This window comes from Methylobacterium frigidaeris, assembly GCF_022179185.1.
Classification (GTDB): Bacteria; Pseudomonadota; Alphaproteobacteria; order Rhizobiales; family Beijerinckiaceae; genus Methylobacterium; species Methylobacterium frigidaeris.
Map to the genome: position 1 here is coordinate 1 of NZ_BPQJ01000069.1, position 26357 is coordinate 26357.

Genomic DNA, 26357 nt, shown 5'->3' on the forward strand with positions numbered 1-26357 from the left:
CCATTCGGGCTTGCCTTGCACCTTCGAACGCGTCCGTTCGAAGGTGCGGCGGTATTAGACCCTAACCATTCTTTTTGATTAAGGTGATGCCAGAGGTTTCGAGTTCAGCGCGTAGCTTCCCGGTCATGCCGACCTGGCCGCAAAGTGCGCCATCCGCCATATCCAGGCAAGCAGCTGTCTAATTAACCGCGGATTTCGTTGATCCGCTGCACAAGCAGACGAACCATGCAGCGGCCAGTGGTGATCGCCCCGCCGTTGCCTCCACCAATTTCCCACTCTTCCGCGATCGCATCGCATGTGGCTTTGAAGTAGGCCTCCCACGCCTTTTGTGTGCGAGCATTGTTGCGTTTGATGATCTGCGCTCGCTCCAGCCCAGTCTTGCCACCTACCGGTTCTTGCGCTTCTATCTCGGCAGCGTCAGCGGCTTGTCGCTGCAATTCACTCCGAAGAGTGAACTTGAGTTTCTTAGCCGTATCGGCGAGGCAAATAGATCGCTCTACGCTCGATAAATCATCTTTGCCGCAAGATCTCAGGTACTCGGAGATCCTGTACTGCCGAGGCTTAAGCGTAGGGTCGTCGGTGGGAAAGTCACGCACCTCCTGCGCCGAAGCTTCTTGAGCACAGGACACGGCCAGCACTAGGACCGACGCAAGCGATACTCGGAAGCTCACTTCAGATAGCCCTTCGCCTTCAGATGCTCCGCCAGCGCCTCCCGGATCGCCTCCGGCCGCGACGGCTTCGAATCACGGTCTTGTCACAGGCCCATGGAAGCCCGCCTCACGTCGGATCCGTCGGCAAATCAGGCCCGGCGCCTTGCACGCGACCGTCATAGCCCTCCATCCACTCTCCGAGCTCCTTGCTTTCGAGCGGGTAAGGGCGGGCTTCCCTCGGCCTACCCTAATGGCGAGCGCGGGCGCCCTCAGCTGCGGGGTCGACGGTGGGTTTCGTCGGATCTGGATCGCTGGTCGACATGCGCATGCTCCGGCCGAAGCTGGCATGTAGGGCGATCGGCGGCGTCGAGCGACCGGACGCCTATCAAGCACGTCCGCTTGTCCTCGCTGGCGGCTGATCGATCTCTGTCCACGTTAGACCACCGAGGCCCCGGGCGAGTTTGGTTATCCCCGGAAGATCATGGGACGATGCCGCCGCAGGTGTGATTCTCACGCCGTCGGAGGCAACCCATGTCAATGAAGCGGTTCAGCACCCGGCGGCCTGGCGAACCGACACCGCTGAACAAAGCTCCCGAGACCCAGAGCCCAAGCCCCGCAACAAGGGCGGGCGGCCGAAGAAGTCTCGCGAGGTGGCGAACCGCCAGACCGTCTACCTCGACCAGGCCCGCTACGACGCCCTGGTGGCAACTGCCCACGACCACGGCCGGTCCATTCATTCGATCATCATTGAGGGGATCGACGTCGTGATCGGCCGGCCACGGAAACGTTGGGGAGATAAGCACGACGCGCCCTCCACGTGACATGCCTAGCGTCGATCTCGTGTTGCGCCCGTGTTGCATGGAGCTGCCGAGGGCCCGGCGTAACCTATTGTAAAACCTCCACCCATGTTGCGAGTGATTGCAACACGTTTCAACAGACTAGCGGGCACGAAAAAGCCCGCGAAGTCGTTGAACAAGCGGGCTAAACGGGTGGTAGCGGAGGAGGGATTTGAACCCCCGACACAAGGATTATGATCTGAGCTGAAAGCCCCCTGCCCTGCTGATCCGGCAGAGCTTTTTTTCAGCTGCGCTAGGAACGCGCTAGATCGCCTGCTGGGAGCTACAAGGTCGCTCCTGGCCGCCGAGTGGCCGGGTCAGCGAGCCCGCCGCTGACGATTTCCGTTAAACGGAAGCGCGCGTGATCGATAACGGCGGTTGCTGCGGTCACACTCCGGTGAACGCAGCCAGCTGGCGCAATGAGCGAACGTTGGAGCGATTGGTGTTGAGCCGCTGCTCCCGACCGAGACTGTGTGAAAACGCAGGGGTGGTAGAAGGATTTTCTCAGGAGCCCCTGAGTAGCACCAGTACACCCGTCGCAATGGCATACCCGATGGCGTACAGGCGGCCATGCGGGATGATCGGGCGACGGGGTGTGGAAGATTGTTCTAAAATTTTGATGCACGCCCGAGTTTTCACACAGCCTGGACCCTCAGCGGACTCTCATAGGGCGCATACGGAAGATCCGCTTTCAACAATAAGCAGTAGTACACCTTGGCGTTGTTCAGCGCGGATGCTATAAGCACTTGGGAAGCCCAGGTAGGCCGTTGATTTCGTTGGGATGGGTTCCCGCCGACCTAACCGAGCCGAAGCTGCGCACCGGATCTCTCGACGCGACCGGAGCGCATCGTCGCTGCCGGTCGGGATCCTCTCCGCGACTCCAATTGTCGGGTGAACGCTTTGGATGAAGTGCCCTGCTAACCGCATTCAGGCCGTGTGGCCGGTGCGCGCCGGATCCAAAGGTGCGCGGGACATCGCCGTCCGATCACCCCGATGTGAGATCTTGACGAACCTCTCGCGAGAGGGATACCGATTGGTATCCCAGGCTGGATACCGCGATCGAGGCGTCCCAGGCTCCCCGAGAAGCGGATTCGGTTGCCGTGCGTCATGTCTCTTGCACCTCGGCCGGAGGACGACGATCGAGTTCAGCTTGGCTGCGGTCGATATCGTGCGCCGTCGACCGACAAACAGAACGATTGGGAGGAATCCTCGTGACAACAGAGAATACGAACACGCCATCGAGGCGGCGGGTGCTGTCCGGTCTCGCAGCACTTCCGCTGGTATCGATCGGCTCGTCGCGCGCCAGAAGCGCCGAGTTCGTCTTGAAGTACGCGACCGGCCAGGACCCGACCCATCCGGTCAACCTGCGTGCCGCCGAGGCGATCGCCCGGATCCGTGAAGCGACTGGCGGCCGTGTCGAGATCAACCTGTTTCCGGCCAATCAGCTCGGCTCGGATACGGATCTCATCTCGCAGGCTCGCAGCGGCGGGATCGAGATCCTCAACATCTCGTCGTCCGTGCTCGCGACTCTGGTTCCGTCCTGCGGGATGCTGAACACGGGGTTCGCCTTTCCCGACTACGACCATGTCTGGAAGGCGATGGACGGTGCCTTTGGCGACCACGTCCGCGCACAGATCGTCAAATCCGGCCTATTCGTCACCGACAAGATCTGGAACAACGGCTTCAGGCAGGTCAGTTCCTCGACGCGGAAGATCACCAGTCCAGACAGCATCAAGGGCTTCAAAATCCGCGTGCCGGTGGCGCCGATGCTGACCTCCCTGTTCCAATCGCTCGGTGCCAGCCCGACGCCGATCAACTTCAACGAGGTCTACTCCGCCTTGCAGACGAAGATCGTCGAGGGGCAGGAAAACGCCCTTCCCTTGATCTATACCACGAAACTCTACGAGGTGCAGAACAGCATCTCAATGACGGACCACGTCTGGGACGGGTTCTGGGTCGTCGGCAATCGCCGCTCCTTCGCTGGCCTGCCCGCGAACCTGCGCGACATCGTCGTGAAGGAGATCGACCGATCGGCGATCGAGCAGCGGCAGGACGTCGTCAAGCTCAGCAACACGTTGCGCGCAGACCTGCAGACCAAGGGCATCACATTCGTCGATGTCGACCGCGCGGCATTCCGAGACACACTCGGCAAGAGCGGTTTCTACAAGAGCTGGCAGGCCAAGTTCGGCGACGAGCTCTGGAATAAGCTGCAGGATGTCGTCGGTCCCCTGTAGGATCCTGCCACTTCGGGATCGTGTTCCGTTCGCAGGCTCGACGGCGTCGGCGGCGGCATCGTGCCGGACACATCGGCGCCGGGCGATTGCTCGTGGGGCTCGGTTCGCTGCGGCGGCGCGACCATGCTGCCGCAGGTCGAGGGAGACGAAGTCATGTCGCAGATGACGGCGATCTACGAACAGCTGCGGGATTCCATCCTGTCGCTGAAGATGGCGCCGGGTGAGCGGTTCAGCGAGCGGTCCCTGGAGAGCCGCTTCTCCGGCTCGCGCACCCCGATCCGCGCCGCCCTGGCGCGGCTCGAGACGGACGGCCTCGTCGCCCGGGAAGAGCGAAGCTGGATCGTCACGCCGATCTCGCTCGACGAGCTCGAGCAGGCGATCGAGTTCCGCCAGGTGATCGAGGTCGAGGTGGTGAAGCTCGCCTGCGCGCGGGCTCAGCCGGCGGACATCGCGGTCATCGAGGAGATCCTCGCGTCCTGCAAGGACGATTCCTCGCGCGCGGCGTGGCACCGCGTCGGCTCCGACTTCCACGTCGAGCTCGCGCGATTGACGAATAACGGCTTCTACATCCGCGCCGTCGAGGACCTGATGATCCGCCTGTCTCGCGCGCGGTGGCTCGAGGTCTGGACGGTGGAGGGCCGCGACCGGTCCTGGGACGAGCATCACGTCATCCTGAACTTCATCCGCGAGGGCCGCGTCGATGAAGCCGTCGCGGCGATCGCAAGCCACATCGACGGCGTGCGCTCACGCAACATCGGCAGCAGGCTCACGGACGTGCCCTCGCATCAGGTCCGGGGATTCTCCGTCGTGGGAAAGGCATCATGACCCAAATTCCGAACTCCGGCGCGCTTTCCGGAATCCGCGTCATCGAGGTGGGCTCGTTCATCGCCGGCCCGTATTGCGGCCAGCTCCTCGCCGATCTCGGGGCCGACGTCGTCAAGATCGAGCCGCCGCAATCCGGCGACGTGATGCGCCAGTGGGGCGCCGTCCAGCTCGACGGCAAATCGCTGTGGTGGCCGGTCATCGCCCGCAACAAGCGCAGCCTGACGCTCGACCTGCGTACCGGGAAAGGCCAGGAGATCGCGCGTGCCCTGCTCGGCGAGGCCGACATCCTGGTCGAGAACTTCCGGCCCGGGACGCTGGAGAAGTGGGGCCTCGGACCGGACGACCTGTGGACCACCAATCCCGGCCTGATCGTCGCGCGGGTCTCGGGTTTCGGGCAGACGGGTCCCTACAGCCGCGACGTCGGCTTCGGCGCGATCGCCGAGGCGATGGCGGGCTTGCGCGCGCTCGCCGGCTTCCCGGACCGGCCGCCGCCCCGTGCCGGATTGTCGATCGGCGACTCCCTGGCCGGCGTCTTCGCCGCCCTCGGGACGGTGGCCGCGCTCGAGGCCCGCCGCAGGACCGGCAAGGGGCAGGTGGTGGATGTCGGCATCACCGATGCCGTGCTGGCGGTGCAGGAGAGCGTCCTGTCGGAATACAGCGCGACGGGCTCGCTGCGCCAGCGGACCGGCACGCGGTTACCGGGCATCGCGCCGTCCAACCTCTACCCGACGGGCGACGGGCAGTGGGTGATCATCGGCGGCAACGGGGACGCGATCTTCAAGCGCCTGTCGGAGGCCATGGGCAAGCCCGAGCTCGCCGCCGACCCGCGCTACGCGACCCACCGCGCCCGCGGCGCTCACCAGGAGGAGCTCGACGATCTCGTCGCCGCCTGGACGCAAACCCTCCCGCTCGCGGAACTCCTCGCCATCCTCAAGCGGGCCGCCGTCCCGGCCGGCCCGCTCAACGACGCCGCCGGCATCGTGCAGGACCCTCACTTTCGCGCGCGCGGCGCGGTCGTGGAGGTCGAGTCCGAGGAATACGGCCGCCTCACGATGCAGGGCGTGACGCCCCGGCTGTCCGAGACCCCCGGTGCGGTGCAGTGGGCGGGTCCCTCGCTCGGGTGCCACACGCACGAGGTCCTGTCCGAGCGGCTCGGCCTGAGCCCGGAGGACATCGCCCAGCTCCAGGCCGACGGCGTGATCTGATCCCGTCACGGCGCCACCGCCAGAATCGAATCCCAACGGAAGTCAGCCCGTGTCAGACATCGCGATCTTCACCGCCATCCAGCGCCTAGTGCATGGGAGCGGCGCCCTGAACCAGCTTCCCGACGAGGTCGACCGCTTCGGCCAGCGCAAGATCCTGCTGGTCACCGATCCTGGTCTCGTTAAGGCCGGCATCGCCGGACGTGCGCTCGACCTGCTGGCGGGACGCGAGGTCGAGGTCTTCTCGGAGGTCGAGCCGGATCCGAGCATCGAGACGGTGGTCGCCTGCGCCGACCGCGTGCGGGCGCTCGGATGCGACCTCATCGTCGGCCTCGGCGGCGGCAGCGCCATCGACACCGCCAAGTGCGCCTCGGTGATGGCCACCAACCCGGGCAACGTCGAGGATTACCTCGGCATCGACAAGGTCGGGGCGCCGGGCGTGCCGAAGATCATCATCCCGACGACCGCCGGCACGGGCAGCGAGGTGACGAACGTCGCGGTGCTCAGCCTCAAGGCGCAGAATACCAAGAAGGGCATCGTCAGCCGTTACCTGCTCGCCGACACGGCGCTCCTCGATCCCGAGCTGACGCTCGGACTGCCGGCCTCGGTGACAGCCGCGACCGGCATGGATGCCCTGACGCACGCGATCGAGGCCTACGTCTCGCGCTTCGCCCAGCCGATGACCGACGACTTCGCCCTCAAGGCGATCCGCCTGATCGGCGAGAACCTGCGGACGGCGGTTCACAACGGCCAGAACATCGGGGCGCGCGAGGCGATGCTGACGGCGAGCCTCTATGCCGGCTACGCCTTCGGCAGCGCCGCGACCGGGATGGTGCACGGGCTGGCGATGCCGCTGGGCGGGCAGTTCAACATTCCGCACGGCATCGCCAATGCTGTCCTGCTTCCCCACGTGATGCGCTGGAACCTCGTTGCGGCGCTGCCCCGCTACCGTGACGTCGCGGCGGCGCTCGGCGAGACGGTCGCCCACCTCTCCGTCCGCGAGGGCGCAGAGCGGGCGGTCCTCGCGGTCGAGGCCCTGTCGCGCGACGTCGGCATCCCGGTGCATCTCGACGATCTCGCGGTTCCCCGCAGCGCCATGGATGCGCTCGCCCGCGACGGCCTGACGAATTTCCGCCAGATCCGTCCGAACCCGCGCGACGTCACCTACGAGGGCCTGATGGACATCCTCGGCCGCGCCTTCAAGCCGGAGGCATGACGATGCAGCTGCCCGCCTTCGCCCACATCACCGAGGTCGGTCCCCGCGACGGCCTCCAGAACGAAGCCCGCTTCATGCCGACCGAGGAGAAGGTCGGGCTGATCGAGCAGCTGGCGGCGTCCGGTCTCCGCGAGATCGAGGTGACCTCCTTCACTCATCCGTCCTGGATCCCGAACCTCGCCGATGCCGAGGAGGTCGTGCGGGCGACCCGCCACCTGCCGGTCAGAGCCTACGCGCTCATCCCCAACAAGCGTGGCATGGAGCGGGCGCAGCGCGCTGGCATTGCCGGCATGACCTTCGTCTTCTCGGCGACGGACGGCCACAACCGGCGCAACCTCAACCGCTCGACCGAGGAGTCGCTTTCGGAGATCCTCGACCTGCACGCCGCGGCGGGAGCGGACGGATTGCTGCGGCGGATCTCACTGTCGACGGTGTTCGGTTGCCCCTTCGAGGGGGCGGTGCCGGAGGAGCGCATCTACGCCATCGTGGCGCGGCTCGTCGAGGGCGGCTGCGAGCGGATCGGTCTGTGCGACACGATTGGCGTCGCCGACCCGGTGCAGGTCGACCGGCTGTCGCGGGGGCTGATCGCGCGCTTCCCCGGAATTGTGTTCGAGCTGCACCTGCACAACACCCGCGGCTGTGCCCTGGCCAACACCCTGGCCGGGCTGCAGGCCGGCATCGTCCACTTCGACACCGCCATCGGCGGTCTCGGTGGCTGCCCCTACGCGCCCGGCGCGACCGGCAACGTCGCGACCGAGGACGTCGTGTCCATGCTGGAGGCGATGGGCGTGCGCACCGGCCTCGACCAGGCGGCCCTCATGGCAGGCGACCGCCACCTCGCGCAGTGGCGCGGCACGCCCCTCGACAGCGCGGTCTGGCGCGTCGCCCAGCGATGCGCCTCGCCCGAGTTCGCTCCCTCGGGCGCCTGACAGCCACGCCGTCGATCCCTCCCCTCGCAGAGTGACCCTCATGACCTTCTCGCTCGCGCATGATGCGCGCAACGTCTATGCGAATTTCATCGGCGGTCGCGACGCGCCGGCCGCGGATGGACGCACGTTCCAGTCGTTCAACCCGACGACCGGCCAAGTCTGGGGCACGTTCGCCGATTCCTCGGCCGCCGACGTCGACGCCGCCGTCGGGGCGGCCGCATCCGCCCTGGACGGTCCCTGGGGACGCCTGTCGCCCACCCGTCGCGGGCGCCTGATGATGAGATGGGGCGACAAGATCGCGGAGCATGCCGACCGCATCGCCGCTCTCGAGACGGCCCAGAACGGCAAGCTCTACGCCGAGATGCACACCCAGGCCCGCCTCGTGCAGGACTGGCTGTATTACTTCGGCGGTCTCGCGGACAAGGTCGAGGGCACCGTCGTTCCGCACGATCGCACCAGCGTGTTCAACTACACGCTGCGCGAACCGCTCGGCGTCGTCGCCGTCATCGTACCCTGGAACTCCCCGACCTTCCTGACGATCATGGCCCTCTCGCCGGTTCTGGCCGCGGGCAACACCGTCGTCATCAAGCCCTCCGAGGTCACCTCCGCCTCCGCCGTCGAACTCGCTCGCCTGGCCGAGGAGGCCGGTATTCCCTCCGGTGTGATCAACGTGGTGACGGGCTTGCGGGGAGCGGGCGAGGCCCTCGTCGACCATCCCAAGGTGGCGAAGATCAACTTCACGGGCGGCGACGCGGGCGGTCGCGCCATCGCGGCGGCGGCCGGCAAGCGGCTGGTCAGCACCGTGCTCGAGCTGGGCGGCAAGAGCCCGAACATCGTCTTCGCGGATGCCGATCTAGACCGGGCCGAGGCCGGCGTGCTCGCGGGCATCTTCGCGGCGGCGGGGCAGACCTGTGTGGCGGGATCGCGGGCCTACATCCAGCGGCCGATCTACGAGCGCTTCGTGGACAGGCTCGTCGCCCGGGCCGGCCGCATCGTCCTGGGCGATCCCATGAAGCCGTCCACCCAGATGGGACCGGTGGCGACCGCGACCCAGCTCGCGAAGGACGAGACGATGGTGCGGCGCGCCCTCGCCGATGGCGCCGAGATCCTGGTCGGCGGCGAGCGCGCATCCGTACCGGAATTTCCCGAGGGCTACTTCTTCTCGCCCACGATCCTGCACAACCTCTCGGCCGGGAACTGTCTCCTGCGGGAAGAGGTCTTCGGGCCGGTCCTCGGCGTCATCCCCTTCGACGACGAGAGCGAGGTGGTGGCGGCGGCGAACGACACGCCGTTCGGCCTCGCGGCCGGCGTCTGGACGCGGGATCTCACCCGAGCCCACACCATGGCTCGCACGCTCCAGGCGGGTACGGTGTGGATCAACACCTACCGGGCGATGGCCTTCAACTCCCCGTTCGGCGGTTACAAGGACAGCGGCCTCGGCCGGCAGAACGGCATCCACGCGATCGACCAGTACCTCCAGACTAAGAGCGTCTGGTGCGAGCTAAGCAGCGAGATCCAGGATCCTTTCGTCATCAAGGTCTGAGCCGGCCACCAGCTCTGCCTTTCGCCTCGACTGTGAACAACAAACGCCGACTGTCCTGATCAGATCCGGTTTTCCGGATGCTGTGTCGGAGGGGGTGGCTTCAGGGAGGACGACATGCAACTCGAACTTGCGGATGAGGCGCCTGCCCTGCGGGCGGCGTCGGCCAAGCGCACCTGGGCGCGCACGCTCGACAACGCGTTGGGCCCGCTGATCGAGATACCCGCCGCCCTCCTGGTAGTGGCCGAGATCGTGGTGCTGCTCGCCGGCGTGGTCAGCCGCTACGTCTTCCACGCCCCCATCGTCTGGTCGGACGAGCTCGCCTCGATCCTGTTCCTGTGGCTCGCCATGCTGGGCTCGGTCGTCGCCTATCGCCGTGCCGAGCACATGCGCATGACGGCGCTCGTCAGCATGGCCTCGGTGAAGACCCAGGCCTTCCTGGAGGCGGTGGCGCTCGCCGCCGGCCTCGCCTTCGTGCTGATGCTGCTGCATCCGGCCTACGAGTTCGCCGCTGAGGAGGCCTTCGTCCAGACGCCGGCGCTCGAGATTACCAATGCCTGGCGCGCCGCGGCCCTGCCGGTCGGCTTCGCCCTGATGCTGGTCGTGGCGGCATTGCGCCTCATCGAATGTGCCGACTGGCGCCACGCGGTCGGCGCGGTCGCGCTCACCGGCCTCATCATCGCCGCCCTGATGCTGGCCGAGCCGACCCTGCGCACGCTGGGCAACTGGAACCTGCTGATCTTCTTCGTGCTGGGGGTCGGCGCGCTCGTCTTCACCGGGGTGCCGATCGCCTTCGCATTCGGGCTCGCCACCTTCGGCTACCTGATGCTGACAACGCGGGCCCCCGCCATGGTGGTGGTCGGGCGCATGGACGAGGGGATGAGCCACCTCATCCTGCTCGCCGTACCGCTCTTCGTCTTCCTCGGCCTGCTCATCGAGATGACCGGCATGGCCAAGGCCATGGTGGGCTTTCTCGCCAGCCTGCTCGGCCACGTCCGCGGCGGCCTGCACTACGTGCTGGTCGGCGCGATGTACCTGGTCTCAGGGATTTCGGGCTCCAAGGCCGCCGACATGGCGGCGGTGGCGCCCGTGCTCTTCCCCGAGATGAAGAAGCGCGGCGCCAAGGAGGGCGACCTCGTCGCGCTGCTGGCCGCCACCGGCGCGCAGACCGAGACCATTCCGCCCTCCCTGGTGCTCATCACCATCGGGTCGGTGACCGGCGTGTCGATCACCGCGCTCTTCACCGGAGGCCTGATGCCAGGCGTCGTGCTCGGCATCACGCTCTGCCTGCTGGTGTGGTGGCGCTACCGCGGCGAGAATCTGAGCCACGTCAAGCGCGCCTCCAAGGGCGAGATCGGCCGCGCGCTCGTCATCGCCTTCCCGGCACTGGCGCTGCCCTTCGTCATCCGCGCCGCCGTGGTCGAGGGCGTGGCGACCGCCACGGAAGTCTCGACCATCGGCATCGTCTACGCGATCCTCGCCGGCCTGCTGATCTACCGCCAGTTCGACTGGCGCCGGGTCTACCCGATGCTGGTCTCGACCGCCTCGCTCTCGGGCGCGATCCTGCTGATCATCGGGGCGGCGACCGGCATGGCCTGGGCGCTGACGCAGTCGGGGTTCTCGCAGAGCCTCGCCGTGATGATGAAGAGCCTGCCCGGCGGGGCGCTCGGCTTCCTGGTCGTCTCAGCGGTGGCCTTCGTGATCCTCGGCTCGGTGCTGGAGGGCATCCCGGCGATCGTGCTGTTCGGCCCGCTGCTCTTCCCGATCGCCCGCCAGGTCGGAGTGCACGAGGTGCACTACGCGATGGTGGTGATCCTGGCGATGGGCGTCGGCCTGTTCGCGCCGCCCTTCGGCGTCGGCTACTACGCGGCCTGCGCGATCAGCCGGATCCATCCGGATGCGGGCATCCGGCCGATCGTCGGCTACATGCTGGCGCTGCTGGTCGGCCTCGCGGTGGTGATCCTGGTGCCGTGGATCTCGATCGGCTTCCTTGCCGCGTGAGGCCGGGGAGGTCTCATCCCGGCGATGTCGGAAAGGTCGCTTCCAGATGTCGCCGATCCTGCCTGCGCCAGATCCTTCGCTCCCGGACCGGACGACCGCCGCTGCATCGTGACGTCATCCATTCCCGGATCGCGATCCGCTGACGCCGCCATGCGAACGGGAACGGGGAGTGCCTCACGACAGGTCGCCACCCACCAATACGACGCCTGCCACTGTCGTGTGCCCCGATGTCGTGACAAGACGCGGCCTCACACTTTCAACCCTAATGCATTGTCTACGACGGTCCGGTGTCCATATCGTGGGGAAATGCTTTAGATCGAAATCGTCAAGAGTAGAAGATGGCCAAGGAAATCGTGTTTCTCGACCGCGAATTGCTTGATGCGACGATGCGGCCATTCAGCTTTCCGCACCAATAAATCGAGCAACGGGAACGCCGCAGGAGACGATCGCGCGGCTCGAGGGAGCCGAGATCGCGATCATCAACAAGGTGCCGTTGCGGTCCGAAGTCCTGAAAATGCTGCCGGATCTCAAGCTGATCGCCGTGGCGGCCACGGGCACGGACGTGGTCGACGGGGCCGAAGCTAGAGCGCGCGGCATCACCGTCGTCAACGTTCGCGACTACGCGGCCAACACTGTCCCCGAGCACGTGGTCGGGCTCATCTTCGCCTTGCGGCGCGCTATCGTGCCTACGCGAATTCGGTGCGGCGCGGCGACTGGGCGCGGTCGACCCAATTCTGCTACTTCGACTACCCGATCTACGATGTCGCCGGATCGACGCTCGGCATCATCGGCTACGGCGCACTCGGCAAGGCGATCGCCAGGCGCGCTGCGGCGCTGGGCATGGACGTCCTGGCCTACGACGTCTTTCCGCAGGACGGCCTCGTGGACCTGGAGACGCTGCTGAGCCAGTCGGATGTCATCACGCTCCACGTGCCGCTGACGCCTGAAACGGCGGGCATGATCGGGGCCGCACAGCTCGCTAGCATGAAATCCAGCGCTATCCTCATCAACACGGCTCGCGGCGGATTGGTCGACGAGGTCGCATTGCTGGCCGCGCTTGAGAGCGGTGCCATCGCCGGTGCGGGGATCGACGTGGTGATGCAGGAGCCGCCCAAGGCAGGCAACATCCTGTGCGAGGCGGACCTACCGAACCTGATCGTCACGCCACACGTGGCCTGGGCGAGCAAGCAGGCGATGCAAGCCCTGGCCGACCAACTCGTCGACATCGTCGAGGCCTTCGTGGCCGGCAGGCCGCGGAACGTGGTCGAGAACTGAGCAGGTCTTGCATCGGCGCGCGGGTGCGTCCTCCACGAGGGCTGCCGATCGCCCATGCCAACGGACAGAGTGGTCCGCAGCGTGCCGGTGCCGCAGGTAGCGTGCGGCGAAGCCCGGGAGATCGGGTTCGACGGTCGAACCTCTTCGCCGGGCTCGCCTCCCTTCCGGCGATCCAGGTGGGCTTGGCCGTCTGGGGCCGGAGCGCTACCCAGTCATGGCAAACGGGCTCGGCCTGCACGGCCCGAGGCGAGGAGCAGGCACCAGTTCCGGACTTCGACCGCTCTCCCGCCCTCCCCGGCCGGAACGGACGGCCCGATCGCCGCTCAAGCATCCTCGCCGGCCGTCCACATCGCTCGAGCAGGAGAGGACCGGGCGGCAGCCTCGGCTTCGTAGAGCTTCAGGACGGCCGCCGAGTCCGTCATCTCGTGACCGAGGGCGACATAGGCCTTGTAGCGCTCCAACCCCCTCTCGATGAGATGATCCCTTATGTATCTGTGAGATATAGCAATTTTGGTTTGTTAAATGGGTCGATTTTGGCATCGACGAGGCAATGTACTTAAGGTTGTATTTGTTGATTGCTTGAGATGAATTGGTGAGAGCCACAAGGATTTAGCTGTAGTGCTGTCAGCGGAGCACCAGGGTCGAGCGACGCTCCCGGCATCCGCCATACTCTGGACGGCTTCGCTCTCGCATCAGCTCAGGCTTGGTCTCAACAAACGACGCGAAGCAGGTTGCCATTCCTGTGAACATCCGAACGGACTTGCTTTAAGATAGCGTCGACGTTTCAATTCTTGCTCACCATCGAGCTAGATCAGGAGGTGTTTGATGCTGAAATTCCGGCTGCGGATCTTCCACCGCCGGACCACGATCGGCGGCATGGACACTCATAGAGAGTGGCTCACCGTCAGGACCACGACAGAAGCTGTTGCGCAAGTTGAAGCCCGCATCAATCAGGTTCTAGCCGGACAGGCTGGGATCGGCATGTTGAGCGATGAGCGCGACATCCTGATCTGGACGGTTCGTCATGATCTGCCCAAGCCTCCCGACCTGGGTTAATATATTCGACACCCAGCGCCACTTAGGCTCTTCCCAGCTCCGTTCACCGAGTCATGCCGGTCGGATCGTCGAGGACAGCTCGATCGTGGTAGCCCACAGTCGCCACGGTGTCGCCGCAGGGAGGAACTCCGTCTCGTCGAGCAGGAGGAGGGAGCGTCCGGCACGCTCGGCCACCAACCGAAAGGGCGGCATGGCTGTCGATCCGATTAGCACGACGGTGAGAATGTTCTGACCAGGCCTCAACCAGGACGTAACGTCGTAGGTGAAGCCGTCGCGAGAAGGATCCAGACCTTCGACCGCCGGCTCAGTGACCGCGAACGTGTTGAGGCTAACGATAATACGATTTCCCGCCCCTGACATCGTCAGGCGCAGCCTTTCCCCAGCTCGGATTTGCATGCGTGCCCTCGCTTTGCAGCCGAGATTGCTTCCTTCACGGGATATTTTCAACCATAACGTGCGTAAGACGACAACGAATCATTAGCTATGTTGCCGTCACGCTTCCATCGACCGGCAGCCCCCGCCCGTCGCTGGGAGTCTCGTCGTGCCGGCCCGGTGTGACGGGGCTTCTTGCGTTTGAGCACCGCAGGAGCGAAAGGCCATTGTCGCGCTCGGGCTCGTTGGACGCCAAGGAGGATCGATGGGCTACATCATCGCTGGTGCGAACCTCTCGAACACCGAGCGGCCCACCGTTACCGAGAAGGCCGCCTTGGCTGCCAACGCTCTGCAGAAGGTCGAAGACCTTCAGAGCCACGGCTACAAGGTGCGTGTGTCGACCTCGGACGGCGACGAGGTCTCGCTCGAGGAGCTTCAGGTCGAGGCTCGGACCGTTACGGGCGCGGGGGTTTGATCCAGTTGGGAGCCACAGGCGTCAGACCTCGCTGACGTTCACGCTGAGGTCTGCAATTACAGACCCCGACCAGGTCCCCGGGAGTCTGGCGCAGCGGTAGCACAATCACGGTTGTGACGACGTCGATGGCAGGCGTAGCGACGACGCTCAGGGCTGCATCCCGAAGAGGTCGAGTTGCTGCGTGTTCGGCGAGCGCCGCGGTCGTCCGCGTGGTTTCGGCGAAGGCCTGAACTGCGGCAGCTCCTGGCGCGGTTTTCCATGCAGCACGGCCCCGACGATCCGGCAGCCGTCACCATGATGGAAGAGGTACAGGCTGTGGCTGCCGGCTCGCAGGATCTCCTGGCGCAGCGGTTCACCGTTCGGCAGGCGTGCCAAGGCCGAAAGCAAGCAGGACAGCCCCGCCGAGGCGACCTCCATGGCGCGGAACTCGATCTCGCGCAGTCCCCAACGCTGGTGAGCAGCGCCGGCCGTGGTGGACGGGAACGGGTTGGCAGCGAACACCGTCGCCTCGTCGTGGATGAAGGCCGCGAGTCGGTCGCGCTCAGTGATATGACCGCCGGTCAGGAGCGCACCCGCGAGTTGGCGCTTAGTCGTCGGCATTGGGGTTCGTGTCTCCCACTCCGTCCAGATCACGCAGTGAGGGTGGGACAGGCGTCGGTGCCCTGGACGCCGCCCTGCCACACGAGTTCCCGCTCGATGGGGATCGCTGAAGGATGCGCGGACGCCGCGAGCACGATCGTCGTAGTCCACAGCCGCCAGTGGGCTACCAGCGGCAGAAGCTCTGCCTCATCCAGCAGGAGCTGCACCTGCCCACCGTGCTCCGCCATCAGCCGGAACGACAGCTCAGCGACTGGTCCGATCAGCACGACCGTCAGAACGTTGCCGCCCGGCTGCAGCCAGGGGGTCACGTCGTAGCTGAAGCCGTCCTCGGACGGATCCAGGCCCTCGATCGCCGGTTGCGTGACCGCGTAGGTGTTCAGACTGACCACAGTGCGGCACCCCGCGCCCGACAAGGTCAGGCGCAGCCGCTCTCCCGCTCGCAGGTACATGATTGGCTCCGCTTCAAGCGTAGCAGTGGCGGCTTCGCGGTTTTTCCACAACGGGAACGAGCCGTGAACGGCAACGAAGCATTAACCATGTTGCGAAGACGCCTGCCGCGACAGGATCGCAGGCCCAATGGCTCGCGACGAGGTGGGGCAGGCCCCCGTCCACGGGAGACCCTAATGACCTACACGCTCACGCGTCTCGCCTCTGGGAGCTATGGCGTCGACCTGGACGGCAGCATCATCGCCAGCCTGGTGCATGAGCCCGGGCGAGGACGTGCATTATCGAAGTGGTACGTCGAATTGCTCGAGGCGACCCCACGTATAAAGCGACCCACACCATTCTCGGATCAGACCTACACCTTTTCGAGTTTCGAGGAGGCCGCAGACTGGCTTGGCGTCAAGGAAGTGGCGTCGGGTGAATAAGGGTGATCGCTTGGAGTCCACGACTTGATCAGAACGAGAGCGCGCCTCACAAGCGGCACGAGGTCTGCAAATTTTGCCTACCAACATCGGCATAGGCATGTTGACTAACATTCGTTTTAACCGCAAGCGCATCGCTTACGGTATTGACGCTGCTCGAGTTCTCTGCGCCCAATCGGTCGTTCTCGATCGGGAGAAGACAGATGAGCGAAACGGAGAACTCGGCAGCTAATCCAGTCGGGCGCACCGGCGAGATCATCGCAGCCTATGTGGCCAACAACGTCGTTCAGCCCTCTGCACTGCCCGATTTGATTGCGTCAGTGCATGCTGCCCTGCAGAGCGTCAGCAGCCCCCCCCCCGCCGAGCCTGAGAAGCCCACACCACCTATCCCGATCCGCAAGACGGTGACGCCCAGCCACATCATCTCGCTCGAGGATGGCAAACCGTACAAGACGCTCAAGCGCCATCTCTCCGGGCAGGGCCTCACGCCAGAGCAGTACCGCGAGAAGTGGGGGCTGCCGCGCGACTACCCGATGGTGGCAGCAAACTACGCCAAACAGCGATCCGAACTTGCGAAGAACTCTGGACTCGGTCAGCGCAGGGCGGAGCGTGCCGCCCTCAGCAAGGCCGCTGCACCGGATGCCAAGGTAACTGAGAAGACAGCGAGGCCCGGCCAGCCGCGCAAGACGAAATCTACGGCTAATTCATAATAAGGCAATTTAGACGGCGCCGCGTGCAATAGCATCAGCGCTGCTAACTATCATATCATCGGGAAAAATATTGATTTGTCTTTATTTTTATGCAATGGTGCTTTTGTTGGTCGGTTGACCGGCGCGCCGCACTGGCGCTGATCGACGTGAGCCACGGAGCCTATCAATGCACCAACGACCACCCTCCCTCGCCCAGCGTCGATCGCCGCCGCTGCCCCGCCAGCTCACTCTCCACTTCAGCCTCTCCGCCAAGGCCCCCACTCCGGGGGCCTTCTTCGTTTCAGGAGTCTGCTGATGAGCGCCAAACCTGAGATTGCGAACCGCCTTCTCGGGCGCAACGGCGAGGCCTACGACGCTGCTACGCGGGCGCAGCAGATGCTCGCGGACGCCGAGCGGCAGGGCATCCCGGTTACTGATGCCAACCGCGCCCAGATCGAGCGCATCGCCGGCGGAATGGCGGCGGCCAACCGCGCGCTAGTGCACTGACTCAGACGGAAGGTGCAGCCTGGCTGTTGAGAATGGCGGCGGCGGGTTTGGTCCAGACGAAGGGCCTGGGCCTCTCGTTGTGCTCGGCGATGTAGCGCCTGATCGCCGCCTGCAGGTCGACGATCCCGGTGAACGTGCCGCGTCGCAGCCGCCGACGCGACAGTGCCGAGAAGAAGCCTTCGACGGCGTTGAGCCACGAAGCCGAGGTCGGGGTGAAGTGGAACACCCAGCGCGGGTGGCGCGAGAGCCATGCTCGGACCTTCGCGTGGGTGTGGGTGCGGTAATTGTCGAGCACCACATGGATGACCTTGCCGGCCGGCACCGCCGCCTCGACGGCGTTGAGGAAGCGCAGGAACTCCTCGTGGCGGTGACGCTGCATGCAGCGGCCGATCACCGTGCCCTCCAGCACATTGAGCGCCGCAAACAGCGTCGTGGTGCTGTGGCGAACATAGTCGTGGGTGCGGGTCGCCGGTCGTCCTGCGGCGAGCGGGCGGTCGGGCCGGGCGCGTTCGAGGGCCTGGATCTGGCTCTTCTCGTCCACCGACAGCACCACCGCATGGCGAGGCGGGTCCATGTAGAGGCCGACGAGGTCTTCCACCTTCTCGGCGAAGGCAGGATCGGTGGAGCGCTTGAAGGTGCGCACGCGGTGCGGCTGCAGGCGATGCTCCTGCCAGATGCGCTGGACTGAGCGCAGCGAGATGCCGGTCGCGGCAGCAACCGCGCGACCGGTCCAATGGGTGACCTCACCCGGCGGCTCGGAGCAGGTCAGCGCCAGCACCTCGGCGACGGTGCTGGTGGAGTGAGGCGGCTTGCCGGGCGGACGGGTCTTGTCGCGCAGCAGGCCCTCGACGCCTTCTTCCGCGAAGCGCTGCTGCCAGCGCCAGACGGCGGTTCGGCTGACGCCGGCCTGGTGGGCGATCTCCAGCACGGGAAGGCGCTCGGCGGAGAGCAGGACGATGCGGGCGCGCTGCATGTGCTTGAAGGGGCGAGCACGATCTTCGCTGATCGCGCGCAGCCGCGTCTTCTCGGCTTCGGTGAGGATCACGCAGACAGTCTGAGCCATCCCTCAGACTCGCACGCCTCACGCCATGTCTGAACCTTCCGAATGCGTCAGTGCACTAGCTACTTTGGCAGAATGTCCTCAAGGTGGCTGGTTGAGGGCGGCATCACAATGCGGGCATCGCTGCGGCGATGGCCGGCTGAGATGGTCCAGGATGGCTTGGCGGATGGCCGGCATCGAGGGCTGGGGCGGTGGGCAGGCGCTTCTTTTTTTTCCGTCCCGTCGCTGCGAGGCGCCGGGATTGGAGGAAGGCGTAGGCCATCATCGTCATCAACGCGTGGCGATGCAGTCCGGTCCAGGAGCGGCCCTCGAAGTGGTCGAGGCCGAGTTCCTCCTTCATCTGCTGGTGCGCCTGCTCGCAGATCCAGCGCGCCTTGATCGTTGCGGCCAGCTGCTTGAGGGTCGCGTCGGCGGGGAGGTTCGTGAGGTAGTATTTGCGCTCGCCCGAGCCGCGCTCCTCGCGCACCAGCCAGACCTCGTCTCCCGGCAGGTGCTGGTTACCTTTTGTGCCGATCCGCTGGGTCGGACCATCGGCCATCCGGACGCGCAACGCGCAGAAGCGGCCCCGCAGCCGACCCTTGGTACCGTGCCGCCAGGTCACCACCCGGCCGGTCATGTCTGCCAGGATCGTCTCGGCTGCGACCGAGACCTGATCCGGCACGTGACGCTTGCGCGGTCGTCCGCGCCCCGCGACGGGGAAGATCGTCGTCACGTCGGCCGGATAGACCTTGCTGCGCCCCGAGATCCCGACAGCCCAGGTCAGGCCACGCGCGTTCAGGGCCTGCCGGAACGGGGCGGACCCATAACCCGCATCGGCCAGCACGCAGCGGAAGCGCACGCCCCCCTCCCGGACCCGGTCGATCTCCGCGACGGCGATCTCCAGCTTGGTGCGGGCTTCGCGCCGGTCCTCAGGAACACCGGCCCTGGTCATCCGGTGCAGGTTGCTCGTCCAGGTTTCGGGCAGGAACAGCGCCAGGCCGACCGCCACCGGCACCTCGCCGCGCGCCAGCGTCAGCGACACCAACGTCTGGCAGTTGGTGGTCTTGCCCAGCGTCGTGGCGTATTGCGGTGCCACCCCGACCGAGCGATTGCCCTTCTTCGGCAACGCGGTGTCGTCGACGACCAGGATCGCATCCACACCGCCGACGAGGCGATCGGCCTCGCCGAGCAGCGCCCGCTGCAGCGGAGCCTCATCCCAGATCCCGGCCGCGATGAAGTGGTGCAGCCGGTCGTAAGAAACCCCATCGGCCCGGTCCGCCATCGGCTGGACGCTCTTGCGATCACCCAGGCCGATGAGCCCGGCCACGTAGAGTGGGCACATCGCCCGGCGTGCCGGATGCGACAGACCAGCCAGGAACGGCTGCAGCCATCGATCCAGATCGTCACGCCATCCGCCCGCATCCGACATCGCGATCACCTACGTCTATCGCCGTGGCATGCGAAGCCGCCATGCGAGTATCTGTCGGCCGATCCTGTCACACCTTCGGCCCAGGACGTGTATCAGCGGCTAGTGCCGCGGCGCGGCTCGCGCCCAGCCCAGAACGAGGGACAGCATGGATCTGCGCCACCTGCGCTACTTCGTGACTCTCGCCGAGCAGCGGCATTTCGGGCGCGCGGCCGAGGCCCTGAACATGGCGCAACCGCCCTTGTCCCAGCAGATCAAGGCGCTGGAAGACGAGCTGGGGGTGGTCCTGTTCGACCGCAGCACGCGACCCATCGCACTCACGCAGGCCGGCACCGTCCTGCTCCGAGAGGCGCGCCAGATCCTGCACCACGTGAGCCGGGCGCGCACCGCGACGCAGCGGGTGGGGCGAGGCGAGGGCGGACAGATCGTCGTCGGCGCCACCGGCTCGGCCGCCCTCGACTACCTGCCACCGGTGCTCGACGCCTTCCGCACGCGCTGCCCACAGGCGCAGATCGCCCTCCGGGAGATGTCCTCGCCCGATCAGGGGGCGGCGCTCGGGCGCGGCGACATCCATGTTGGCTTCGTCCGTCCCCCGATCCTGGACGACCGCTTGAGCGCGCGGCTCGTCCACCGCGAGCCCTTCATCGTCGCCCTGCCGGATTCCCACCCCCTGGCGGCGTCGGCGGCGGTCTCCCTGGCCGACCTGAACGGGACCGCCCTCGTCATCTTCGATCCGGCGGAAGCCCCCGGGTTCCACGATCTCATCATCCACCTGTGCCGGACGGCCGGTTATGCTCCCGCCGTCACGCTGTCCGCTGCGCAGATGACGACGATGCTCGCGCTCGTCGCCGCTTCTTACGGCTTCGCCCTGGTCCCGCGCTCCGCCCGCCGCCTCGCGCTGCCCGGCGTCGCCTTCCGGCCGCTTCTCGACGATCCTTGTTTCGTCGACCTCTACGCCGTTTGGATCGCGGCGCGCGTGACCCCGCTCGTGGCCGAGCTCCTCGCCGTCTTCGACGCCGCGCGAACGGCTTCCCTCCACGACGAAGACCCAGCCGACCACGGCGGGCGCTGAGATAATTCCATATCGAAGCCGTATTGGACGCGATTTCCGGGGGCTTGCTAGGCAGGTCCGACCGGCGGGCGAGGCGACGCCCGAGGCAGGGACCCGGACCGTGGCGAAGCCGCTCGACCCCATCACGACGTCCGTCGTGCAGCACCGCCTCTCCTCCGTCGTCGAGGAGATGGGGGAGGCGATGCTGCGCACCTCCTACTCGCAAATTCTCAATGCCAGCCGCGACTTCTCGATCGCGATCTGCGACACGCGGAGCCGGCTGATCGCGCAAGCCGACCACATCCCCGTCCATGTCGGCGCCCTGCCCTGGGCTGTGCGCGCGGTGGAAGCGGCATTCACCGGAACGATCGAGCCCGGCGACGTGATCCTGCTCAACGATCCGACCACGGGCGGATCGCACCTGCCGGACGTCACGGCGTTCGTGCCGGTCTTCGGCGAAGGTGTGCGGCGCTATTGGACCGTGGTCCGCGCCCATATGGGCGATATCGGCGGCGCCACGCATGGCGCCTACAACCCGGCCGCGACCGAGATCTGGCAGGAGGGCCTGCGGATCCCGCCTCTCAAGCTCTACGAGGCCGGGCGCCTGCGCACAGACGTGCTTGACCTCATCGCGCTCAACGTGCGCTTCCCCCGCGACTTCCGCGGTGATCTCGCGGCGATGATCGGGGCGGCGCATCTCGGCGAGAGGCGGATCGAGCGGCTCTTTCGCGAGATCGGGGCGGAGAGGGTCGAGCAGGCCGTTGAGGCCGTCCTCGACGGGGCCGAGCGGCAGGCCCGCGCGGTGGTCTCCGGCTGGGCGGACGGCACCTATCGCGGCGAGGCCCTCCTCGATGACGACGGGCGCGGCCGCGAGGACGTGCGCATCGTGGCCACCGTGACCAAGCGGGGTAGCGATCTCTCGGTCGACCTGAGCGAGAGCGACCCGCAATCGGCGAGCTTCGCCAATTCCTCGCACGCCAACACGCAGGCCGCGGTGGCGATGGCCTTCGCCTACCTCATCGATCCGGACATCCCGAAGAACGACGGCGCGTTCCGGCCGCTCTCAGTCACCCTGCGTAAGGGGAGCGTGGTGTGGGCGGACGACCACCTGCCGGTCACGCTCTGCACCACGCATCCCGCCAATGAGATCGTCGAGGCGATCGTCAAGGCGCTGAGCGCCGCCTGCCCCGAGCGCGCGATGGCCGGCTGGAGCCGCCGCTTCCGCATCTCGGTCACGGGCGACAATCCCCGCACTGGCAAGCGCTTCATCTGGCACATGTTCCACGCCCGGCCTGGCGGCGGCGCGTCGCCCGCGGGGGATGGCTGGTCCGGGGCCGGCGAGTGGCATTCCGTCGGCGGCATCAAATTCGGCAGCATCGAGGTGGCGGAGGCCCGCTTCCCCTTGCGCTTCGACAGGCACGAGTTCCGGGCGGGGTCCGGCGGCGAGGGGCGCCACCGCGGCGGTCTCGGCACGGCCATGGACCTCGTGGTAGAAGTCCCGGCTTACGCGCATACCGCCGGCGAGGGCGCCCGCCACGGTGCTGCCGGCCTGCTCGGCGGGCGGGACGGCGCCCCTCATGACTACCGCCTCGTCTCGCAAGGATCGTCCCGGCCCCTGCGCACGAAGGAATTCGGCATCGAGATTGCCGCCGGCGACCGCCTGGAGGTCCGCTCAGGCGGCGGTGGCGGCTGGGGCCGGCCCGAGGAACGGGCGCCCGAGGCGCAGGCCTGCGATCTCACGCGGGAGCTGACCCAGGGTGGTCATGCGGGAGGTCAGGAATGAGCGACCGCTATCGCATCGGCATCGACGTCGGCGGCACCTTCACCGACCTGGCCTGCGTCGATGCGGCCGGTGCCCTGACCTTCCTCAAGACGCCCTCCACGCCGGAGGACCAGTCCGTCGGCGTCATGACGGGCCTCAGCGAACTCGCCGAGCGCCTCGGACTAGACCTGCCGGGCCTGCTCGCCCGGACCGCCCGCATCGTCCACGGCACCACGGTCGCGACTAACGCGCTCCTCGAGCGCAAGGGCGCGCGCACCGGCCTCCTCACCACAAGGGGCCATCGCGACATCCTGGAAATGCGCGAGGGGTTGAAGCCCGAGCGCTACAATCTCCTCCTGCCGCCGCCCGAGCCGCTCGTCCCGCGCGACCTGCGTCGGGCCGTGCCGGAGCGGATCGGCCATGACGGCGCCGTCGTGACCGATCTCGAAGAGGCCGCTCTTGATGCGGAGATCCTCCGGCTCAAGGAGGCGGGGGTGGAGGCGGTCGCGGTCTGCTACCTGCACAGCTACCGCAACGCCGCCCACGAGCGCCGCACGGCGGAGCGTCTCGCCGCCCTGATGCCGGAGGCCTACGTCTCGCTGTCGAGCAACGTCCTCCCGCAGATCAAGGAATACGAGCGCGTCTCCACGGCCGTGGTGAACGCCTATGTGGGGCCAGCGGTGCGGCGCTACCTCGAGAGCCTGGCGCGGCGCCTCGCGGCCATCCGCTTCGAGGGGTCGCTGTTCATCATCCTCTCGCAGGGCGGCGTGGCGCCCCTCGCAGAGGCGGCGCGCCTCGCGGCGGCCACCGTGCTCTCGGGACCGGCGGGCGGCGTCGCCGGAAGCCGCCGGGTGGCGGCGCTTAAAGGTGCCCCGGACCTCATCCCGTTCGACATGGGCGGCACCTCGACAGACGTGTCGCTCCTCGAGGGCGGGAGCATCGCCCTCTCGGCCGACCGGGGGCTCGCCGGCGAGCGCATCGCCTTGCGCAGCCTCGACATCATCAGCGTCGGGGCCGGGGGCGGCTCGATCGCGCGGCTCGACGCGGCCGGCATCCTCCAGGTTGGGCCTCAGAGCGCCGGCGCGCGTCCGGGGCCGGTCTGTTACGGCCAGGGCGGGCAGAGCCCGACCGTGACCGATGCGAATCTGATCCTCGGCTACCTCGACGCCGAGCACTTCCTCGGCGGCCGCCGCCGGCTCGACGCGGAGGCCTGCGCCGCGGCGATGGACGCGCTCGCTGCGCGTCTCAGCACGACCCGCGACGAGGCCGCCGCGGGCATCTACCGCCTCATTAACCTCAAGATGGCCGACGGCATCCGCCTGATGACCCTGCGCCGCGGCGTCGACCCGCGCCGCTTCGCGCTTCTGTCCTTCGGCGGGGCGGCCGGGCTGCACGCCGTCGAGGTCGCGCGCGAGATGGAGATGGAGCGCGTCCTCGTGCCGGCCATGGCGTCGGTCCTCTCGGCCTGGGGCATGCTCAACGGCGATCTTCGCTACGAGGTCGCGCGCAGCCATCTCGGCGACCTCGCCTCCCTCGACCCCGCGGCCCTCGCGTTGATCTTCGCTCCGCTTGAGGAGGAGGCGACGGCGCGTCTCGCCGTCTGGTTCGACGGCGCGATCCGCGTCGAGCGCGTCGCCGAGATGCGCTACGGCGAGCAGATCTTCGAGATCGAGGTGTCCCTCGACGGCCTCGACCTCGCTGCGCGCGATGCCGTGAAGGAGCTGGAGGCGCGATTCCATCGCCGCCACGAGGAGCTCTACACCTACGCCTCGCCCGGCCAGGAGGTCGTGCTTGTCAACGCGCGCGTCGTGGCGGTGGGCGCGGTCGAGCCGCCACAACTGGCGTCCTCCCCCGCCGCACCAAGTCCAGCCAAGCCAGGTCCGGTCGCTCCCCTGCGCAGTCGCCGGGCCTTCTTCGGCACGTGGCGCGAGGTGCCGGTCTACGCCTTCGCGTCGCTGCCCTCCGGCATGGTTCTGCCGGGGCCGGCGATCATTGAGGCTGAGACGACGACGGTGGTGATCGGCGACGGCGACACGCTGACCGTCCACGCGTTCGGATGGCTGGACATCCGGGTCCGGTGCAACGCCTGACCGGACCAGCATCGGCGGCTGCCGCCGGATTGCGCAGACGAGCCACCGTCTGACCATCATAGGGCGAGCCGAATAATCAGATATCGAGACCGTATTGGCTTTTGCCGCGGCCATCGCGTCTGCAGGAGCGGGCCCGACGGTGACGGTGCCGAGTTCCGATCAGCGAGCGAGGACGATGAGCAAGCCGACCCTTACCGCCCTCTCCTTGAGCGCCGCGCTCCTGACCTCGGCCGCGCTCGTGACCACGACCACGGTCCGGGCCGACGTCGTGATCGGCGTCGCGCTGCCGCGCACCGGTCCGGTCGCCTCGATCGGCGATCAGGTGCTCAACGGCGTCAACGCCGCAGTTAAGGACGTAAACGAGCGCGGCGGCATTGAAGGCCAGAAGGTCGTCCTCGACATCCAGGACGATGCCTGCGACCCCAAGCAGGCAGTCTCCGTCGCCAACCGCTTCCTGCAGAACAAGGTCCGCCTCGTGGTCGGGCACGTTTGTTCGGGCGCCACGATGGCCGCGTCGGAGGTCTACGCCGAGAACGGCGACCTGATGATCACGCCCTCGGCCAATGTCGGGCGCCTGACGGAGCGAGGTCTTCCCGGCATCTTCCGGGTCTGCGGCCGCGACGACCAGCAGGGCGATCTCGCCGCCCGCGTGATCGCTGAGCGCTTCACTGGCCAGAAGGTCGCCATCCTGCACGACGGCCAGCCCTTCGGGCGCGGGCTCGCTGACGCGACGAAGGCCGGTCTGACCAAGCTCGGCGTTAAGGAAACCCTGTTCAACGCGATCACCCCGGGTGAGCGCGACTACAGTGCCGTGATCACGCGCCTGAAGTCTGCGGGTATCGCCGTGGCCTATTTCGGCGGCTACCACCAGGAGATGGGTGCCCTTGTGCGCCAATCCGCGGACCAGGGCTACAAGGGGCAGTGGATCGGCACATCCGGGATCGCCAGCACGGAGTTCGCCTCGATCGCCGGCCCCGCCGCCGACGGCGTGCTGATGACGTTCAACCCGGATGCGCGCCGTCGCCCGGAAGCGAAGGACATCGTCGAGAGCTTTAAGGCCCGCGGCATCGATCCCGAAGGCTTCACCCTCTACGGCTACACAGCCGTGCATGTCGTGGCCGATGCCGCCCGTGCGGCGAAATCGGCCGATCCCAAGGCGGTCGCGTCCGCTTTGAAGTCCGGCCGCTTCGACACTGTGTTCGGACAGATCGGTTTCGACGCCAAAGGCGACATCACCGCGCCAGGATACATCTTGTATCGCTGGGCCGGCGGTCGCTTCACCCCGGCCGAATGACGGTGCAGGGCCTTGCGATGCGGCACGCAGGGACCTGGCGAGCAATCACCACCGAGCCGCGGACCCCGGCCAGCGGCTCCTCTGGATGGCGCTGGGTTCAAGGTTCGGACGTCTCTCGCGCCGCGGCCGACACACCATCGGTCGGGCCGCGATCTCGGTAGACTGCGATCCGAACCTCTCCGACGCATTGGCAGCGAGTCGGCTCCAGCGCTGCATCTTTCCCTCGAGGGTGCGGCAGGGGCTCCCGGATCGGGCGGCAGTTGCAGCGCTCGTTGCGCTCCCCGGGATAGCCTCGTCCGTCATTGACATCCACGCCGCTGGGCCCGATCCGAATGCGCTGGGCAAAGCTGGGAGCATCGGCAACCAGTGTCCGTCGTCAGATGATTTGAGACAGGCTGCGGGCCTCAGGAACGGAGGCACTG

24 protein-coding genes and 1 pseudogene are annotated in these 26357 nt (G+C 66.8%); 19 read left to right on the forward strand and 6 right to left on the reverse strand.

The window, feature by feature from the left end; genetic code table 11:
• Positions 1-182 precede the first annotated feature (182 nt).
• Positions 183-638 carry a lysozyme inhibitor LprI family protein gene (locus MFF64_RS33955; RefSeq protein WP_238193553.1) on the reverse strand — a complete coding sequence of 152 codons (456 nt, stop codon included), beginning with the start codon at positions 636-638 and terminating at the stop codon, positions 183-185.
• 515 nt (positions 639-1153) lie between these two features.
• On the opposite strand from MFF64_RS33955, the gene MFF64_RS33965 reads away from it, so the two are divergent.
• From MFF64_RS33965 to MFF64_RS34005, 10 genes and pseudogenes are all read left to right on the forward strand, one after another.
• The gene (locus tag MFF64_RS33965) at positions 1154-1471 is read left to right on the forward strand and encodes a hypothetical protein (RefSeq protein ID WP_207767974.1); all 318 of its coding nucleotides are present in this window, start codon (positions 1154-1156) and stop codon (positions 1469-1471) included.
• A gap of 1265 nt (positions 1472-2736) precedes the next feature.
• Positions 2737-3720 (forward strand): TRAP transporter substrate-binding protein, encoded by a 984-nt coding sequence (locus tag MFF64_RS33970; protein WP_238193554.1) that lies wholly within the window; start codon positions 2737-2739, stop codon positions 3718-3720.
• A gap of 153 nt (positions 3721-3873) precedes the next feature.
• On the forward strand, positions 3874-4545 hold the full coding sequence (locus tag MFF64_RS33975; protein ID WP_099900504.1) for a GntR family transcriptional regulator: 672 nt from the start codon (positions 3874-3876) through the stop codon (positions 4543-4545).
• Positions 4542-5750 carry a CaiB/BaiF CoA transferase family protein gene (locus tag MFF64_RS33980; RefSeq protein ID WP_238193555.1) on the forward strand — a complete coding sequence of 403 codons (1209 nt, stop codon included), beginning with the start codon at positions 4542-4544 and terminating at the stop codon, positions 5748-5750. Before MFF64_RS33975 ends, MFF64_RS33980 begins: the two co-directional genes overlap by 4 nt.
• A gap of 49 nt (positions 5751-5799) precedes the next feature.
• Entirely contained in the window at positions 5800-6963 is a 1164-nt protein-coding gene (locus MFF64_RS33985; protein ID WP_099900846.1) for an iron-containing alcohol dehydrogenase, read from the forward strand.
• Between the two features lie 2 nt (positions 6964-6965).
• Entirely contained in the window at positions 6966-7892 is a 927-nt protein-coding gene (locus MFF64_RS33990; RefSeq protein WP_238193556.1) for a hydroxymethylglutaryl-CoA lyase, read from the forward strand.
• 40 nt (positions 7893-7932) lie between these two features.
• Positions 7933-9435 (forward strand): aldehyde dehydrogenase, encoded by a 1503-nt coding sequence (locus MFF64_RS33995; protein WP_099901729.1) that lies wholly within the window; start codon positions 7933-7935, stop codon positions 9433-9435.
• 114 nt (positions 9436-9549) lie between these two features.
• A complete protein-coding gene (locus tag MFF64_RS34000; protein ID WP_238193557.1) occupies positions 9550-11433 on the forward strand; it encodes a TRAP transporter large permease in 1884 nt (627 codons plus the stop codon).
• 487 nt (positions 11434-11920) lie between these two features.
• Positions 11921-12136: pseudogene (locus tag MFF64_RS38265) on the forward strand (glycerate dehydrogenase); the annotation flags it as partial.
• Positions 12133-12708 carry an NAD(P)-dependent oxidoreductase gene (locus MFF64_RS34005; RefSeq protein ID WP_369010729.1) on the forward strand — a complete coding sequence of 192 codons (576 nt, stop codon included), beginning with the start codon at positions 12133-12135 and terminating at the stop codon, positions 12706-12708. The pseudogene MFF64_RS38265 and the gene MFF64_RS34005, both read left to right, overlap by 4 nt.
• Before the next feature lie 323 nt (positions 12709-13031).
• Here MFF64_RS34005 and MFF64_RS34010 read toward each other — a convergent pair whose 3' ends face one another.
• Positions 13032-13169, reverse strand: coding sequence for a hypothetical protein (locus tag MFF64_RS34010; protein WP_165795719.1), 138 nt, complete (start codon positions 13167-13169; stop codon positions 13032-13034).
• A gap of 364 nt (positions 13170-13533) precedes the next feature.
• Here MFF64_RS34010 and MFF64_RS34015 point away from each other — a divergent pair, with 364 nt between their 5' ends.
• Entirely contained in the window at positions 13534-13764 is a 231-nt protein-coding gene (locus MFF64_RS34015) for a hypothetical protein (protein ID WP_238193558.1), read from the forward strand.
• 637 nt (positions 13765-14401) lie between these two features.
• Entirely contained in the window at positions 14402-14611 is a 210-nt protein-coding gene (locus MFF64_RS34020) for a hypothetical protein (RefSeq protein ID WP_099900318.1), read from the forward strand.
• Positions 14612-14758: 147 nt separating this feature from the next.
• Here MFF64_RS34020 and MFF64_RS34025 read toward each other — a convergent pair whose 3' ends face one another.
• Complete coding sequence (locus tag MFF64_RS34025) at positions 14759-15211, reverse strand: hypothetical protein (RefSeq protein WP_099900316.1); 453 nt, start codon at positions 15209-15211, stop codon at positions 14759-14761.
• Positions 15212-15240: 29 nt separating this feature from the next.
• Positions 15241-15660, reverse strand: coding sequence for a hypothetical protein (locus MFF64_RS34030; protein ID WP_207767892.1), 420 nt, complete (start codon positions 15658-15660; stop codon positions 15241-15243).
• A 174-nt stretch (positions 15661-15834) separates the two neighbouring features.
• Between MFF64_RS34030 and MFF64_RS34035 the strand changes: the two genes are divergently transcribed.
• The 3 genes from MFF64_RS34035 to MFF64_RS34045 all read left to right on the forward strand — a co-directional run bounded on the left by MFF64_RS34035 (position 15835) and on the right by MFF64_RS34045 (position 17273).
• Positions 15835-16080, forward strand: a complete 246-nt coding sequence (locus MFF64_RS34035) for a hypothetical protein (protein ID WP_099900314.1) — start codon at positions 15835-15837, stop codon at positions 16078-16080.
• A 200-nt stretch (positions 16081-16280) separates the two neighbouring features.
• Entirely contained in the window at positions 16281-16787 is a 507-nt protein-coding gene (locus MFF64_RS34040; RefSeq protein ID WP_099900312.1) for a Ros/MucR family transcriptional regulator, read from the forward strand.
• 294 nt (positions 16788-17081) lie between these two features.
• Positions 17082-17273 carry a hypothetical protein gene (locus tag MFF64_RS34045; protein ID WP_099900310.1) on the forward strand — a complete coding sequence of 64 codons (192 nt, stop codon included), beginning with the start codon at positions 17082-17084 and terminating at the stop codon, positions 17271-17273.
• Position 17274: 1 nt separating this feature from the next.
• Here the strand turns inward: MFF64_RS34045 and MFF64_RS34050 are convergent, their stop codons facing one another.
• Together MFF64_RS34050 and MFF64_RS34055 are read right to left on the reverse strand one after the other, a co-directional pair.
• A complete protein-coding gene (locus tag MFF64_RS34050) occupies positions 17275-18336 on the reverse strand; it encodes an IS630 family transposase (RefSeq protein ID WP_238193559.1) in 1062 nt (353 codons plus the stop codon).
• A 103-nt stretch (positions 18337-18439) separates the two neighbouring features.
• On the reverse strand, positions 18440-19741 hold the full coding sequence (locus MFF64_RS34055) for an IS701 family transposase (RefSeq protein WP_238193563.1): 1302 nt from the start codon (positions 19739-19741) through the stop codon (positions 18440-18442).
• 145 nt (positions 19742-19886) lie between these two features.
• Here MFF64_RS34055 and MFF64_RS34060 point away from each other — a divergent pair, with 145 nt between their 5' ends.
• The 4 genes from MFF64_RS34060 (at position 19887) to MFF64_RS34075 (ending at position 25935) form a co-directional block, all read left to right on the forward strand.
• Positions 19887-20810, forward strand: coding sequence for a LysR substrate-binding domain-containing protein (locus tag MFF64_RS34060; RefSeq protein WP_238193560.1), 924 nt, complete (start codon positions 19887-19889; stop codon positions 20808-20810).
• Between the two features lie 100 nt (positions 20811-20910).
• Positions 20911-22572, forward strand: coding sequence for a hydantoinase B/oxoprolinase family protein (locus tag MFF64_RS34065; protein WP_238193561.1), 1662 nt, complete (start codon positions 20911-20913; stop codon positions 22570-22572).
• The gene (locus MFF64_RS34070; protein WP_238193562.1) at positions 22569-24641 is read left to right on the forward strand and encodes a hydantoinase/oxoprolinase family protein; all 2073 of its coding nucleotides are present in this window, start codon (positions 22569-22571) and stop codon (positions 24639-24641) included. Before MFF64_RS34065 ends, MFF64_RS34070 begins: the two co-directional genes overlap by 4 nt.
• Before the next feature lie 175 nt (positions 24642-24816).
• Positions 24817-25935, forward strand: coding sequence for a branched-chain amino acid ABC transporter substrate-binding protein (locus MFF64_RS34075; RefSeq protein WP_238193564.1), 1119 nt, complete (start codon positions 24817-24819; stop codon positions 25933-25935).
• Positions 25936-26357: the final 422 nt, after the last annotated feature.

Bases quoted from the DNA above. Each gene is read 5' to 3' on its own strand.
- MFF64_RS33975 (WP_099900504.1), top strand. From the start codon at position 3,874: ATGTCGCAGATGACGGCGATCTACGAACAGCTGCGGGATTCCATCCTG.
- MFF64_RS33980 (WP_238193555.1), top strand. From the start codon at position 4,542: ATGACCCAAATTCCGAACTCCGGCGCGCTTTCCGGAATCCGCGTCATC.
- MFF64_RS33990 (WP_238193556.1), top strand. From the start codon at position 6,966: ATGCAGCTGCCCGCCTTCGCCCACATCACCGAGGTCGGTCCCCGCGAC.
- MFF64_RS33995 (WP_099901729.1), top strand. From the start codon at position 7,933: ATGACCTTCTCGCTCGCGCATGATGCGCGCAACGTCTATGCGAATTTC.
- MFF64_RS34000 (WP_238193557.1), top strand. From the start codon at position 9,550: ATGCAACTCGAACTTGCGGATGAGGCGCCTGCCCTGCGGGCGGCGTCG.
- MFF64_RS34015 (WP_238193558.1), top strand. From the start codon at position 13,534: ATGCTGAAATTCCGGCTGCGGATCTTCCACCGCCGGACCACGATCGGC.
- MFF64_RS34020 (WP_099900318.1), top strand. From the start codon at position 14,402: ATGGGCTACATCATCGCTGGTGCGAACCTCTCGAACACCGAGCGGCCC.
- MFF64_RS34025 (WP_099900316.1), bottom strand. From the start codon at position 15,211: ATGCCGACGACTAAGCGCCAACTCGCGGGTGCGCTCCTGACCGGCGGT.
- MFF64_RS34030 (WP_207767892.1), bottom strand. From the start codon at position 15,660: ATGTACCTGCGAGCGGGAGAGCGGCTGCGCCTGACCTTGTCGGGCGCG.
- MFF64_RS34035 (WP_099900314.1), top strand. From the start codon at position 15,835: ATGACCTACACGCTCACGCGTCTCGCCTCTGGGAGCTATGGCGTCGAC.
- MFF64_RS34040 (WP_099900312.1), top strand. From the start codon at position 16,281: ATGAGCGAAACGGAGAACTCGGCAGCTAATCCAGTCGGGCGCACCGGC.
- MFF64_RS34045 (WP_099900310.1), top strand. From the start codon at position 17,082: ATGAGCGCCAAACCTGAGATTGCGAACCGCCTTCTCGGGCGCAACGGC.
- MFF64_RS34050 (WP_238193559.1), bottom strand. From the start codon at position 18,336: ATGGCTCAGACTGTCTGCGTGATCCTCACCGAAGCCGAGAAGACGCGG.
- MFF64_RS34055 (WP_238193563.1), bottom strand. From the start codon at position 19,741: ATGTCGGATGCGGGCGGATGGCGTGACGATCTGGATCGATGGCTGCAG.
- MFF64_RS34060 (WP_238193560.1), top strand. From the start codon at position 19,887: ATGGATCTGCGCCACCTGCGCTACTTCGTGACTCTCGCCGAGCAGCGG.
- MFF64_RS34070 (WP_238193562.1), top strand. From the start codon at position 22,569: ATGAGCGACCGCTATCGCATCGGCATCGACGTCGGCGGCACCTTCACC.
- MFF64_RS34075 (WP_238193564.1), top strand. From the start codon at position 24,817: ATGAGCAAGCCGACCCTTACCGCCCTCTCCTTGAGCGCCGCGCTCCTG.